The organism is Cellulomonas citrea (assembly GCF_009829685.1).
GTDB classification, from domain to species: Bacteria; Actinomycetota; Actinomycetes; order Actinomycetales; family Cellulomonadaceae; genus Cellulomonas; species Cellulomonas citrea.
Window position 1 is genome coordinate 1 of sequence record NZ_VWSD01000084.1, and the last position, 12,765, is coordinate 12,765.

Here is a 12,765-nt window from a genome sequence, read left to right on the forward strand (position 1 = left end):
CGCACCGGCAGCGCCGGTCCGGACGGCGGGGCGGCCGGGCGCTTGGCCGGACGCGGCGTGCGCTTGGCAGCACCGGACGCCGACGCACCGCTCCGACGGGAGGCGGGTGGGGTGGACGTACGGGAGGCCATGGTCCCCACGGTATCGACCACCTGCCCCGGCACGGCGGCAGGGCACGCCGGGGGCGGCCACCCGGCTGCACCGCCCCGGGCGCCCAGCCGGGTGGCCGGACCGCCCGGGACCGCCCCTGCTCAGGCCTCGATGACCACCGGGATGATCATCGGGCGCCGCCGCAGACGGTTGGACACCCAGCGCCCCACGACCCGACGGATGACCTGCTGCAGCTGGTGGGTGTCCGCGCCGGTGCGCGCCGCGTCCTGCAGGGCCGAGGTGAGCTCGGGCAGGATCGCTTCGAACACCTCGTCCCCCTCGGCGAAGCCACGGGCCTGGATCTGCGGGCCGGCGAGCACCGAGCCGTCGGCCGAGGAGACCACCGCGAAGATGGACACGAAGCCCTCGTCGCCCAGGATCCGACGGTCCTTGAGCTCGGCCTCGGTGATGGTGCCGACCGACGACCCGTCCACGTAGACGTAGCCGCAGGGCACCGCGCCGACGATGCGGGCCTGCCCGTCGGACAGGTCGACGACCACGCCGTCCTCGGCGAGCACCACGTTGGCAGCCGGCACCCCGGCCTTGACGGCGAGCGCACCGGACGCGACCAGGTGCCGCACCTCGCCGTGCACCGGCATCACGTTGCGCGGGCGCAGGATGTTGAAGCAGTAGACCAGCTCACCGGCCGCCGCGTGCCCCGAGACGTGCACCTTGGCGTTGCCCGAGTGCACGACGCGCGCACCCAGCCGCATGAGGCCGTTGATGACCCGGTAGACGGCGTTCTCGTTGCCCGGGATGAGCGAGGACGCCAGGATCACGGTGTCGCCGGGACCGACCTTGATCTGGTGGTCGTTGTTGGCGATCCGGGACAGCGCAGCCATCGGCTCACCCTGCGACCCGGTGCACATGAGGACGACCTCGTCGTCGGGCAACGAGTCGACGTTCTTCACGTCGACCAGCACGCCGTCGGGCACCTTGAGGTAGCCCAGCTCACCGGCGATCGCCATGTTGCGCACCATCGAGCGCCCGACCAGGGCGACCCGCCGCCCGTGCAGCGCCGCCGCGTCGAGCACCTGCTGGACACGGTGCACGTGCGAGGAGAACGAGGCCACGACGATCCGCCGGCCGGACTCCCCGAACACCCGGTCGAGGACCGGGCCGATCTCGCGCTCCCCCGCGACGAACCCCGGCACCTCGGCGTTCGTCGAGTCGACCATGAACAGGTCGACCCCGGCCTCACCGAGCCGGGCGAACGCCCGCAGGTCGGTGATCCGTCCGTCGAGGGGCAGCTGGTCCATCTTGAAGTCGCCGGTGTGCAGCACGGTGCCGGCCGCGGTGCGCACGGCGACCGCGAGCGCGTCCGGGATGGAGTGGTTGACCGCGACGAACTCGCACTCGAACGCCCCGAGCCGCTCGACCGAGCCCTCGGCGACGGTGAGCGTGCGCGGCGTGATCTTGTGCTCCTTGAGCTTGGCCACGACGAAGGCGAGCGTGAGCTGGGAGCCGACGAGCGGGATGTCGGGCCGCAGCCGCAGCAGGTACGGCACGGCGCCGATGTGGTCCTCGTGCCCGTGGGTGAGGACGATCGCCTCGATCGCGTCCAGCCGGTCGGCGATGTAGTCGAAGTCGGGCAGGATGAGGTCGACGCCCGGCTGGTGGTCCTCGGGGAACAGCACACCGCAGTCGATCACCAGCAGGCGGCCGTCGATCTCGAGCACCGCCATGTTGCGGCCGACCTCACCGAGCCCACCGAGGGCGACGATGCGCAGCACGCCCGGCTCCAGCGGCGGCGGCAGGGTCAGGTCGGGGTGGGGATGACTCACGTGAAGCTCCAGACGTAGGAAGACAGAACAGGTCCGGTCAGACGACCGGGGCGAGCAGCCCGGCGCGGACGAGCCCGTCGCGCACGACGCTCACCTCGGCGTCGGTGTAGGGGGTGACCGGCAGCCGGGTGGCCCGCGAGTCGAGGAGGCCGAGCAGCTGGCACCCGGCCTTCGCCGCGGCGGCCTGCATCCCGGCGCCGTTGAGCGCGTCGATGGCCGGCAGCATGGAACGGAACGCGGCCAGGGCCCCGGCGTGGTCACCGGTGTCCCAGGCACGGGTCAGCTGGGCGAACGCGGGCGCCGCCACGTGCGCGGCGACCGACACGATGCCGACAGCGCCGAGGGAGAGCATCGGCAGGTAGAGGGTGTCGTCGCCGGAGTACCAGGCCAACGACGTGCGCAGGATGCCGCGCGCGGCACCGACCGGGTCACCCGTCGCGTCCTTGACGGCCACCACCCGCGGGTGCTCGGCCAACCGGGCCATCGTGTCCGGGGCGATGCGCACCCCGGCCCGGCCGGGGATGTCGTAGAGCATGACCGGCAGGTCGGTGGAGTCGGCCACGGCCTCCATGTGCCTGGCCAGACCCTCCTGCGACGGGCGGGAGTAGTACGGGCTCACGACGAGCAGCCCGTGGGCACCGGCGACGGCGGCCTGCTCGGCCATCCGCACGGCGTGCGCGGTGTCGTTCGACCCCGCCCCGGCCACGACGAAGGCCCGGTCCCCGACCGCGTCGACGACCGCCCGCACGAGGTCGGCCTTCTCCGGGGCGTGCGTGGTCGGCGCCTCCCCCGTGGTGCCGTTGAGCACGAGCCCGTCGTTGCCGCGGTCCACCAGCCAGCGGGCGAGGCGGACGCCGGCATCGACGTCGACCGACCCGTCCTCACGCATCGGGGTGACCATGGCGGTGAGCACCGCGCCGAACGGGCGCGACGACGACGTGACCTGCGGCATGGGGCCACGGTACCGCCGAGCACCCCCACCGGCCGGTCCCGTCCGTCGCTGACGGTCGGGTACCGCCCCGGTCCGCCGGTCCCCGCGGGCGGACCCGGGGCCCTGACCGCCGGTCAGGCCGAGCGGAACCAGCCGTCGACCAGCACCGGCGCGACGTCGTCGGCGTCCAGCCGGGCGGCCGCCCGCACGTCGTCCGCCCAGCCGCGCTCGACGAGCTCGCGGCCGCTGGCCGAGGCCAGCAGGTGCTCGGTGAACCCGTCGGCGACCGCCAACCAGGCATGACGGGCGAGCCGGGCCTCCTCGGACAGGTCGTCCACACCGTGCCGCACGAGCGCGTCGGCCACCGCACCGGCACCCCACAGGTCCTCCGCGCACGGGCGCAGCGCACCGTCGGGCCACCCCTCGCCGGTGGGCACGAGGGCCACGACGAGCGAGGGGTCCTCGGCCAGCCGTCGCACGCACCAGCGCGCCACCGCATCGGCCGAGCGCACCGACCCGGCGACCACGTGCGCCCCGGTCGCGGCGACGACGAGCGAGGTGGTGGCGCCGTTCGGCGACGGCAGCACGAGCCGGTCCCGGCCCAGACCGTGCACCGACCCGGGCGACAGGCTCGGGCCCCCGGTCGAGCGGTCCTTGGCCAGGACGGCGTCGTGCTCGTCGGCGAACACCTGGGCCCGCGGGTCGTGCCAGCGGAACGGGGCGACGTCGATCCCGCGTGCGCAGGCCGCCGAGGTCGTCGTGGAGAACGTGAGCACGTCCACCACGACCGCCAGCCGGTCGGGGCCGGCGGCCACGGCGCGGGCGCCCGGACGCCCCCAGTCGCAGCGCACCGTGTGCGGGGCCTGCAGCCGTGGGTCGTGCGCCGGCGAGGACTCGGGACGGTGCGCGTACGTGACGAAGCGGTACCGGGTGCCCTCGGCGGCCGAGGTGTACCAGCCCTCGATGGGCTCGAACGCCACCGGCATCCAGCGACGTTCGTCCAGCACCGGCGCATAGGTGTCCCCGCGCAGACCGCGGTCCACGATGGTGACCTCGACCCGGTCGGCGTGCGGCAGCGCCGCCGCGTACACCGACCCGCCGCCGACCACCCAGGCGTCCCGGTCGCCGACGACGGCGAGCGCGTCGTCCAGGCTGGAGGCGACCACCGCACCGGGCGCCTGGTAGCGGCCCGACCCGGTGAGCACGATGTTGTCCCGGCCGGGCAGCGGCCGCATGGCCGCCGGCAGCGACTCCCAGGTGCGTCGGCCCATGACGACCGGGTGGCCGCGGGTCAGCCTGCGGAAACGCGCCAGGTCCTCCGGCACGTGCCACGGCAGCGTGCCGTCCACCCCGATGACGCCGTCCGGCGTCTGCGCCCAGATGAGGGACAGTCCCATGGCCGGCCCCGTCAGACCGCGATGGGCGCCTTGATCGTCGGGTGGTGCTGGTACCCGACGACCTCGACGTCCTCGTAGGTGTACTCGAAGATCGAGGGCGCCTTCTGCAGCCGCAGCGTGGGGGCCGGGTAGGGCGCCCTGCTCAGCTGCTCGCGGACCTGGTCGACGTGGTTGTCGTAGATGTGGCAGTCCCCGCCGGTCCACACCAGCTCGCCGACCTCCAGGTCGGTCTGCTGGGCCACCATGTGGGTGAGCAGCGCATAGCTCACCAGGTTGAACGGCACCCCGAGGAACATGTCGGCGCTGCGCTGGTAGAGGTGGCAGCTGAGCCGGCCGTCGGCGACGTAGAACTGGAACAGCGCGTGGCAGGGGGCCAAGGCCATCGCCGGCAGCTGCGCGACGTTCCACGCGCTCACCAGGTGCCGGCGCGAGTCGGGGTCCGCGCGCAGGTTCGCCACGAGCTGGGCGATCTGGTCGATGTGGCCGCCGTCGGGCGTGGGCCACGAGCGCCACTGCACGCCGTAGACGGGTCCGAGCTCACCGTCGGCGTCGGCCCACTCGTCCCAGATGGTGACGCCGTGCTCGCGCAGCCAGGCGACGTTGGAGTCTCCGCGCAGGAACCACAGCAGCTCGTACACCACCGACTTCAGGTGCACCCGCTTGGTGGTGACGACCGGGAAGCCCGCCGCCAGGTCGTAGCGCAGCTGCTGGCCGAACAGGCTGCGGGTGCCGGTCCCGGTACGGTCCGACTTCGGGGTCCCGGACTCGAGCACCCGCGCCAGCAGGTCCTCGTACGGCGTCGGCGGCCGGCTGTCGCTCATGACGGCAAGCCTAGGCGACGCGGGCGCACCTCCTCCGGAGCCGGTGCCGGCACGGGCGGGGCGTCGGGCGCGCGCGTCGGGTCACCGACCGGACGGCCGCGGGCCCAGCCGACCGGACGACGCCCCCGCAGGTGCGGGACAGGAGACCCTGGCGCACGCAAAGATGGGTGCATGGTCTCCCCGATCCCCCCCGCCGTCGCAGCCCACGTGCCCACCGGAGTGCTCGTCGACGGCCAGTGGCGCCCCGCGCACTCCGGCCGCACCTTCCCGGTGGCCGACCCGGCCACGACGGAGGTCCTCTTCGAGGTCGCCGACGGTGACGAGCAGGACGCCCGCGACGCCCTGGACGCGGCCGACCGGGCGTTCGCCGAGTACCGCACGACGGCACCCCGGGTGCGCTCGGACCTGCTGCGCGCCGTCTTCGACACGCTCGTCGCGCACACCGACGACATCGCGAGGATCGTCACCGCCGAGGGTGGCAAGCCGCTCGCGGAGTCCCGGGCCGAGGTGCTGTACGCCGCCGAGTACGTGCGCTGGTACTCCGAGCAGGCCGTCCGGCTGGACGGGCTGGCCCGGCGCGCCCCGGCCGGAACCCACCACCAGCTCGTGCTGCGCCGGCCCGTCGGGCCCGCGTACCTCATCACCCCGTGGAACTTCCCGATCGCGATGATCGCGCGCAAGGTCGCCCCGGCCCTGGCCGCCGGCTGCACCGCCGTGGTCAAGCCGGCCCAGCTCACCCCGCTCACGACGAACTACGTGGCCGAGATCATCCGGGCCGAGCTGGAGGCCCGCGGCCTGCCCACCGGGGCGATCAACGTCGTGCCGTCCTCCTCGGCGCGCACCGTCTCGGGCCCGCTGCTGTCCGACCCGCGGCTGCGCAAGCTGTCGTTCACCGGCTCCACCGAGGTCGGCCGGGCGCTGCTCAAGCAGGCCGCCGACAACGTGCTGCGCACCTCGATGGAGCTGGGCGGCAACGCACCGTTCCTCGTGTTCGCCGATGCGGACATCGACGCGGCGGTCACCGGTGCGGTCGCGGCCAAGATGCGCAACGCCGGTCAGACGTGCGTGGCAGCCAACCGCTTCCTCGTGGCCGAGCAGGTCGCCGAGGAGTTCACCGCCAAGCTCACGGCGGCCTTCGCCCAGCTCGTCGTCGGCCACGGCGCCGACGCCGGGGTGACGGTCGGCCCGCTCATCGAGCAGGCGGCCGTCGAGCACGTCGGCGAGCTCGTGGGCGAGGCGGTCGACGGTGGCGCCACGGTCCGCATCGGCGGCGACCCGGTGGACCGCCCGGGCTACTTCTACGCGCCCACGGTGCTCGGCGGGGTCGCACCGGACGCACGTGTGGTCACCGAGGAGATCTTCGGCCCGGTGGCACCGGTCGTCTCCTTCGGTGACGAAGCCCAGGCCGTCGCGCTCGCGAACGCCTCGCCGTTCGGCCTGGTGGCCTACGCCTACACGCGCGACGTCTCGCGCGCGCTGCGCCTGGCCGAGTCGATCGACGCCGGGATGGTCGGCATCAACCGTGGCATGGTCTCCGATGCGACCGCACCCTTCGGCGGGGTCAAGCAGTCGGGTCTGGGCCGTGAGGGCGGGGAGGCCGGGATCGAGGAGTACCTCGAGTCGGTGTACGTGGCGCTGTGAGCGGTCCGCTGCCGCTCGGCGGTGGGGCGGTCTCGGCCGATCTGTCGGTCCGGCCGGCCATCGTCGGTGACGAGGAGGCCATCACGGCCATCCAGCTCGCCGCATGGGGTCAGTCGCACGCCGAGCTGCTCGGCCCGCGGGTGCTCGGTCAGCTCGACGCGGCGGCCATGACCGCGTCCTGGCGGGTCGCGATCACCGCACCGCCGGGTCCCGGCTACCGCGTGCTCGTGGCCTGCGCCGGTCCGCGCGTGGTCGGCTTCGCCTCGGTCGCACCGGTCCCCCCGGACGACGAGGAGCCGACGTCCGGAGGGCTGCTGCTCGCGCTCGAGGTCGCCCCGGGCGACCAGCGCGCCGGGCACGGGTCACGGCTGCTCGCGGCCGTGGTGGACCTGCTGCGCCTCGACGGCGGCCGGCACCTGAGCACCTGGGTGCTCACCGACGACGAGGCACGCATCCGGTTCCTGTCGCAGAGCGGGCTCGGCCCCGACGGGGCGATGCGTCAGCTCACGAGCGCCGCGGCTCCCGAGGGGGTCGAGGTGCGCGAGGCCCGCTGGGTCGCCGAGCTGTGAGCTGACCGACCCGGCGCGCGATGCGGCGGGACCGGATCAGCGCGCCCCGTCCCGGCGCCCCGCGCGGTGCAGCCGGGAGGCGGTGCGCAGCGCGCCGCGGGCGGCCGACCGGTCCCCCGCGGCGTCGTAGGCGAACGCCAGCCGGTACCACGAGCGCCAGTCCTGCGGCGCGGCCTCGGTCTGCTCACGGAGCTCGTCGAACTGGGCCCTGGCCACCTCGCGGTCGATCCGCCCGCCCGGTGAGCGCGGCAGGTCGTCGACCTGCAGCCCGCCCTCGTCGGCGAGCACATCGGCCATGCGCTGCACGTCGATCGCGAGCATCCACTCCTTGACCAGCAGCGCCACGACGAGCAGCGGCAGCACGAGGAAGGCAACCCCGAGCGCGACCCCGACCGGTGAGCCGGTGCCGAGCAGCACGACGGCCCGCAGCGCCACGAGCCACACGTACAGCCCGAGCAGCACGGTGAGGCCGACGGCGCCGCCGATCGCCAGCAGCCGGGTGCGGCTCACACCAGACCCAGCAGCGCATCGATCCCGACGGTGAGGCCCGGCCGGGTGGGCACCTCCCGCACGGCGAGCAGCACCCCCGGCATGAAGCTGATCCGGTCGTAGGAGTCGTGCCGGATCGTCAGCTGCTCCCCCGGGTTGCCGAGCAGCACCTCCTGGTGGGCGGTGAGGCCCCGCAGCCGCACGGCGTGCACGTGGACGCCGTCGACCACCGCGCCCCGCGCACCGGGCAGCTCCTGGGTGGTCGCGTCCGGGCTCGCCCCCAGCCCGGCGTCGGCACGTGCCGCGGCGATCAGCGACGCGGTGTGCCGGGCGGTGCCGGACGGCGCGTCGACCTTGTCCGGGTGGTGCAGCTCGACGACCTCGACGGACTCGAACCAGCGGGCGGCCTGGGCGGCGAAGTGCGTGGTGAGCACCGCGCCGATGGCGAAGTTGGGGGCCACGACCACGCCGACCCCGGGGGCCTGCGCCAGGTGGTCACGGACCCGGGCCAGCGCGCTCTCGTCCCAGCCGGTGGTGCCGACCACGACGTGCACGCCGGCGTCGACGAGGGCGTGCACATGGGACTGCGTGACCGTCGGCACGGTGAAGTCGACCGCGACCTGGGCGCCGCTGGCCACCACGTCGTCGAGGTCGCCCCCGGCGTCGAGCGTCGCGACCAGCTCGAGGTCGTCGGCACCGTTGACCGCGTCGACGACAGTCCGTCCCATCCGGCCGGCCGCACCGAGCACCGCCACCTTGAGCGCATCTGCCACGGTCGCCCACCCTAGTGCGCACGACGGGCTCACAGCGCCGGCCCACGGCTGCCGTCGAGGTTCCTGGACGGCGGCCGTGGGCCGTGGCGGTGCGTCGGGCTCAGGCGGTCGCGACGAACGTCGCGGGCGGCGTCGTGGTGACGCCTTCGCCCTCGAGCACACGCTGGTAGGAGCCCAGCTCGGGGTAGAGCTCGGTGCCGACGGCCGGGTTGCGCCGGGTGCGCACGATGGTGAGCACCTGGTAGACCGCGAGCGCCAGGTTGGAGGCCAGCGAGATGGCGCTCACCGTGAGCAGCGCCGCCGGGTTGTGCGAGGACGGCACGGCGAACATCGAGGTGGTGACGAGCGCCGGGACGGCCATCGTGAACATCATCCACAGCGCCAGGGTGTGCGCACGGTGCTGCAGCCAGGCGCCCCGCTTGAGCCAGAACGCGGGGATGGTGCACGAGATGAGCAGCGCGGCACCGGCGTAGAAGGCGTGGTCACCGACGCAGTTGTAGACGTAGGCGAAGTTCCACAGGTCGTAGGGGATGATCCAGAACCAGAGCATGTCCGGCCAGATCATGTCCCGGGAGCGGCCCTTGGAGATGAAGATGCCGGCCCAGCCGCAGATGGTGAGCAGGTTGAGCAGCCCGGCCGCGGCGTTCATGTAGTTCCACGGTCCGGGGACCATGTAGACGCCGTCGACGACTCCCTTGGTCATGCCGCCGACCTGCACGTCACGGATGACCGCCTCGGCGATGTTGAGGGCGAGGATGACCGGCGGGAACGCCAGCGCCCAGCGCTTGGCGGCCAGCCCGGGCACGTACCGCAGGGCCATGAAGCCGAGGCAGCCGGCGAGCGCCGAGTAGACCTTCACCCAGTGGAACCAGGTGCCCGTCGACCCGGTGGCGGTGTGCGGCCACACGAAGATCGTGAGCAGCAGCGGCAGCGCGACGAAGAAGGCGAGCCCCGCCCCCTTCCAGCGCCGCGTCACCTCGTTGAGCCCGATGAGGGCACCGAGCACGACGAACCACATGAGGGCCGCGTACCAGGGGATCGAACTGAACAAGAACATCGTCGTACCTTCCGGTGAGGGTCGCCGGTGCGACCCGTGGATCTGCGGTGGGCGTCGTCACCCGAGATCCGGCCGCCCACCTCCCGTGCCAGGATGTCGGTCGGTCGGCTCGTCCGGGTCGAGCCGCAGCACCTGGCGCACCACAGAGGCGAGCACCTCGTCCGGCACGTCCGGCTGGGTGCGGACCAGACCCACGAGCCCGTGCACGAGCACGGTGAAGACCTCACGCACATGGGTGATCTCGATGCGGTGCCGGGCGGCGTACGCCTCGACGGTCGTCACCTGGAGGCAGTCGACGACGGCGGCCACGGCGCGGTCCACGAACCGCTGGTAGACCGCCGAGTTGGCCGGGTCGCGCAGGTCCAGCCGGCGCGGGTGCCCGGGGTGCACCTGTTCGCGCAGCATGACGACGACCTCGTGCACCGCCTGCTCGATCTGGCCGACCTCACGTTCGGCGTCCCAGAGCCGCACGCGTTCGACGAACGCCGCGACCGAACGGTCGAGCACGGCGTCGACGAGCTCGTCCATGGTCGGGAAGTAGTGGTAGACGAGCCCGCGCGTCACCCCGGCGACGCGGGCGACGTCGCTCACCGTCGTGCGGGCGATCCCCCGCTCGGCGAACGCCTCGATCGCGGCGTCGACGATGAGGTCGTACCGCTGCGCCGGGTCGAGCACGGTCCGTCGTCCTGCCGCCATCGCCGATCACCTCCGGCAACCAACGTACGATTCATTGACACACCGTCAATAGGACGAAGAGCCTGGGAGGCACCTCGGCGCCGCCTGTGCGGGCAGGCAAGGCTGACCGGCCGGCCGGGTCTCCAGACGGACGGGTCGAGCTGCAGGCCGGGGCGACCGGGGGGTCGAGCGGACCGTCAGGTCAGACGCCTAGCGGGCCGGTTCGCCCACCTCGTCGGCCAACCACTCGGCGACCCGGCGCAGCTCCGCCGGCGGCAGGCCCGTGAACCGCTCGACCTCACGCGGCGGGTACCCGGCACGCACGTACCACTCGACGGCCGCCAGCACCCGCGACGGGGTCACCGACCCCAGGCCCACGCTCTCCCGCACGAACGTCGAGAAGCGGACCGCGGCCAGGTGCGCCGCCGGGTCCTGGCCGAGGAGCGCCGTGAACGAGCGGTGCAGCACCGGCAGCGCCACCCCGGCGGTGCGCGCCAGGTCCGCCGGGCGCACGAGCCCGCGGAGCACCGCGACCTGCTCGAGGGCGTCGTCGAGCAGGTCCGCCTCGGGGCTGTCGTACCGGGGGGCCGCAGCGAGCTGGTCGAGCAGCGCAGCAGCCGCCTCCGCATCGCTCCCCCGCTCGAGGAGCTCGCTCACCGACCGGACCTGGTCGCCGCTGAGCACCGGGTCGGCCGGCACCAGGGCGTCGACCAGCGGCGGCACCGGCCCGAGCAGCCTGGCCAGGCCGAGCGGGTGCAGCTGCGCGCCCAGCCGCACCGACCCGGGCTGCGTGCGCACCCGGGTGTGCCGCAGCGGGCCGCGGATCCCGGTCCCGTCAGGTTCGGCCCGCCCGGACGGCCCACGCAGCGTGGGCACCTTCCCCACGACCACCTGCACGACACCGTGCCCGTCGGGCAGCACGATCTCCACCTCAGGAGCCGGCGGGCACCGCACCACCCACACGTGCTCGACCACACCACGCAGCTGCGGCGGGGCGGCGAACCGACGGTAGGACGGGTCCGGTGTCATACGGCCCATCCTGCCTGCCCACCGGCCCGAAGGCGCGGGTGCCCGGTGTCCTCAGTCTCCGAACGGCCCCACGAGCACGACGGACCGCGGGCGGGCGGCGAGCTCGGCGGCCAGGTCCTGGACCTGAGCAGCCGTCACGGCGCGGATCCGCTCGAGCGACTCGTCGACGCTGAGCAGCTCCCCCGAGACGAGCTCGGCCTTGCCGAGCCGGGTCATCCGCGACCCGGTGTCCTCCATGCCGAGCACGAGCGACCCGCACAGCTGCCCGATGGCACGGGCCAGCTCGGCGCCACCCATCGGCTCCTGGGCGAGCTTCTCCCACTCGAGCACGAGCAGCGCCGTCACCTCGTCGACCTTGGCGGGGGTGCACCCGGCGTACAGGCCGAACAGCCCGGTGTCGGCATGACCGGACGCGAACGAGTAGGTCGAGTAGGCCAGGCCGCGCCGCTCGCGCACCTCCTGGAACAGCCGGGACGACATCCCGCCGCCCAGGGCCGCGTTGAGCACCGAGAGCACGAACCGCCGGTCGTCGGTCGCGGTCAGCCCGGTCCCGCCGACGATGACGTTCGCCTGCTCCGTCGGACGACGCACCGACACCTGCACGCCGTCGGTCGGCAACCCGGCCGGGACGCCGCCCGGACGTGCGCGACGGTCGGACGGACGCGCCCCCGGGTCCAGCGCCCAGCCGCCGGTCTGCAGCGCCCGCTGCACCTGGTCGACGAGCACGTCGTGGTCGACGCCACCGGCCGCGGTGACCACGAGGGTGTCGGGCCGGTAGTGCATCCGGTAGTGCTCCAGCACGGCCTGGCGCGGCACGCCCTTGATGGTCGCCGGCGTGCCCCCGATCGGCCGGGCGAGCGGGTGCTGCCCGAGAACCGCGGTGGCGAACTGCTCGTGCACGACGTCGCTCGGGTCGTCGTCGTTCATCGCGAGCTCTTCGAGGATGACCCCGCGCTCGAGCTCGAGCTCGTCGACGTCGAGGCGCGCCGAGGTCACCATGTCGCAGATCACGTCGACCGCCATCGGCAGGTCGGCGTCCAGCACCCGTGCGTAGTAGCAGGTGTGCTCCTTGCCGGTGGCTGCGTTCGCCTCGCCACCGACGGCGTCGAACGCCTCCGCGATGTCCTGGGCGGACCGGGTCGCGGTGCCCTTGAACAGCAGGTGCTCCAGGAAGTGGGTCGAGCCGTGGTGGCCCGTCTCCTCGTCCCGTGACCCGACGCCGACCCACGCGCCGACCGAGGCGGACCTCAGGCCCGGCACCTGCTCGGTGAGCACCCGCACCCCACCGGGCAGCACGGAACGGCGCACCACCGACTCGCCGGGACGAGCGGCAGGTCCATCGGCACGTCAGGCGGAAGGGGCGTCCGCGGCCTGGTCGGCCGCCTCGGCAGGCTCGTCCTCGGTGACCGCGAGCAGCGACAGCTTGCCGCGCGGGTCGATCTCGCCGAT

12 protein-coding genes are annotated in these 12,765 nt (G+C 73.7%); 2 read left to right on the forward strand and 10 right to left on the reverse strand.

Annotation, left to right across the window (positions count from 1 at the left end):
• Window positions 1–251 precede the first annotated feature (251 nt).
• The 4 genes from F2B26_RS10300 to F2B26_RS10315 form a co-directional block, all read right to left on the reverse strand.
• The gene (locus F2B26_RS10300) at window positions 252–1,934 is read right to left on the reverse strand and encodes a ribonuclease J (protein WP_159809009.1); all 1,683 of its coding nucleotides are present in this window, start codon (window positions 1,932–1,934) and stop codon (window positions 252–254) included.
• Window positions 1,935–1,971: 37 nt separating this feature from the next.
• Window positions 1,972–2,886, reverse strand: a complete 915-nt coding sequence (gene dapA, locus F2B26_RS10305; RefSeq protein ID WP_159809011.1) for a 4-hydroxy-tetrahydrodipicolinate synthase — start codon at window positions 2,884–2,886, stop codon at window positions 1,972–1,974.
• Between the two features lie 113 nt (window positions 2,887–2,999).
• A complete protein-coding gene (locus tag F2B26_RS17655; protein WP_159809013.1) occupies window positions 3,000–4,262 on the reverse strand; it encodes a dihydrofolate reductase in 1,263 nt (420 codons plus the stop codon).
• A gap of 11 nt (window positions 4,263–4,273) precedes the next feature.
• On the reverse strand, window positions 4,274–5,083 hold the full coding sequence (locus tag F2B26_RS10315; RefSeq protein ID WP_159809015.1) for a thymidylate synthase: 810 nt from the start codon (window positions 5,081–5,083) through the stop codon (window positions 4,274–4,276).
• Between the two features lie 171 nt (window positions 5,084–5,254).
• Here F2B26_RS10315 and F2B26_RS10320 point away from each other — a divergent pair, with 171 nt between their 5' ends.
• Together F2B26_RS10320 and F2B26_RS10325 are read left to right on the forward strand one after the other, a co-directional pair.
• A complete protein-coding gene (locus F2B26_RS10320) occupies window positions 5,255–6,724 on the forward strand; it encodes an NAD-dependent succinate-semialdehyde dehydrogenase (RefSeq protein WP_159809017.1) in 1,470 nt (489 codons plus the stop codon).
• Window positions 6,721–7,293: a GNAT family N-acetyltransferase gene (locus tag F2B26_RS10325; RefSeq protein WP_235929604.1), complete on the forward strand. Its 573-nt coding sequence runs from the start codon at window positions 6,721–6,723 to the stop codon at window positions 7,291–7,293. Before F2B26_RS10320 ends, F2B26_RS10325 begins: the two co-directional genes overlap by 4 nt.
• Before the next feature lie 36 nt (window positions 7,294–7,329).
• Here the strand turns inward: F2B26_RS10325 and F2B26_RS10330 are convergent, their stop codons facing one another.
• The 6 genes from F2B26_RS10330 to F2B26_RS10355 all read right to left on the reverse strand — a co-directional run bounded on the left by F2B26_RS10330 (window position 7,330) and on the right by F2B26_RS10355 (window position 12,627).
• A complete protein-coding gene (locus F2B26_RS10330) occupies window positions 7,330–7,803 on the reverse strand; it encodes a hypothetical protein (RefSeq protein WP_159809019.1) in 474 nt (157 codons plus the stop codon).
• On the reverse strand, window positions 7,800–8,555 hold the full coding sequence (dapB, locus tag F2B26_RS10335; protein WP_159809021.1) for a 4-hydroxy-tetrahydrodipicolinate reductase: 756 nt from the start codon (window positions 8,553–8,555) through the stop codon (window positions 7,800–7,802). The genes F2B26_RS10330 and dapB overlap by 4 nt, the downstream gene beginning before the upstream one ends.
• Before the next feature lie 100 nt (window positions 8,556–8,655).
• On the reverse strand, window positions 8,656–9,612 hold the full coding sequence (locus F2B26_RS10340; RefSeq protein WP_159809023.1) for a DUF5692 family protein: 957 nt from the start codon (window positions 9,610–9,612) through the stop codon (window positions 8,656–8,658).
• 57 nt (window positions 9,613–9,669) lie between these two features.
• A complete protein-coding gene (locus tag F2B26_RS10345) occupies window positions 9,670–10,308 on the reverse strand; it encodes a TetR/AcrR family transcriptional regulator (RefSeq protein ID WP_159809025.1) in 639 nt (212 codons plus the stop codon).
• A gap of 189 nt (window positions 10,309–10,497) precedes the next feature.
• Window positions 10,498–11,316: a hypothetical protein gene (locus tag F2B26_RS10350; protein WP_159809027.1), complete on the reverse strand. Its 819-nt coding sequence runs from the start codon at window positions 11,314–11,316 to the stop codon at window positions 10,498–10,500.
• Window positions 11,317–11,367: 51 nt separating this feature from the next.
• Window positions 11,368–12,627, reverse strand: a complete 1,260-nt coding sequence (locus F2B26_RS10355; RefSeq protein ID WP_159809029.1) for a M16 family metallopeptidase — start codon at window positions 12,625–12,627, stop codon at window positions 11,368–11,370.
• Window positions 12,628–12,765: the final 138 nt, after the last annotated feature.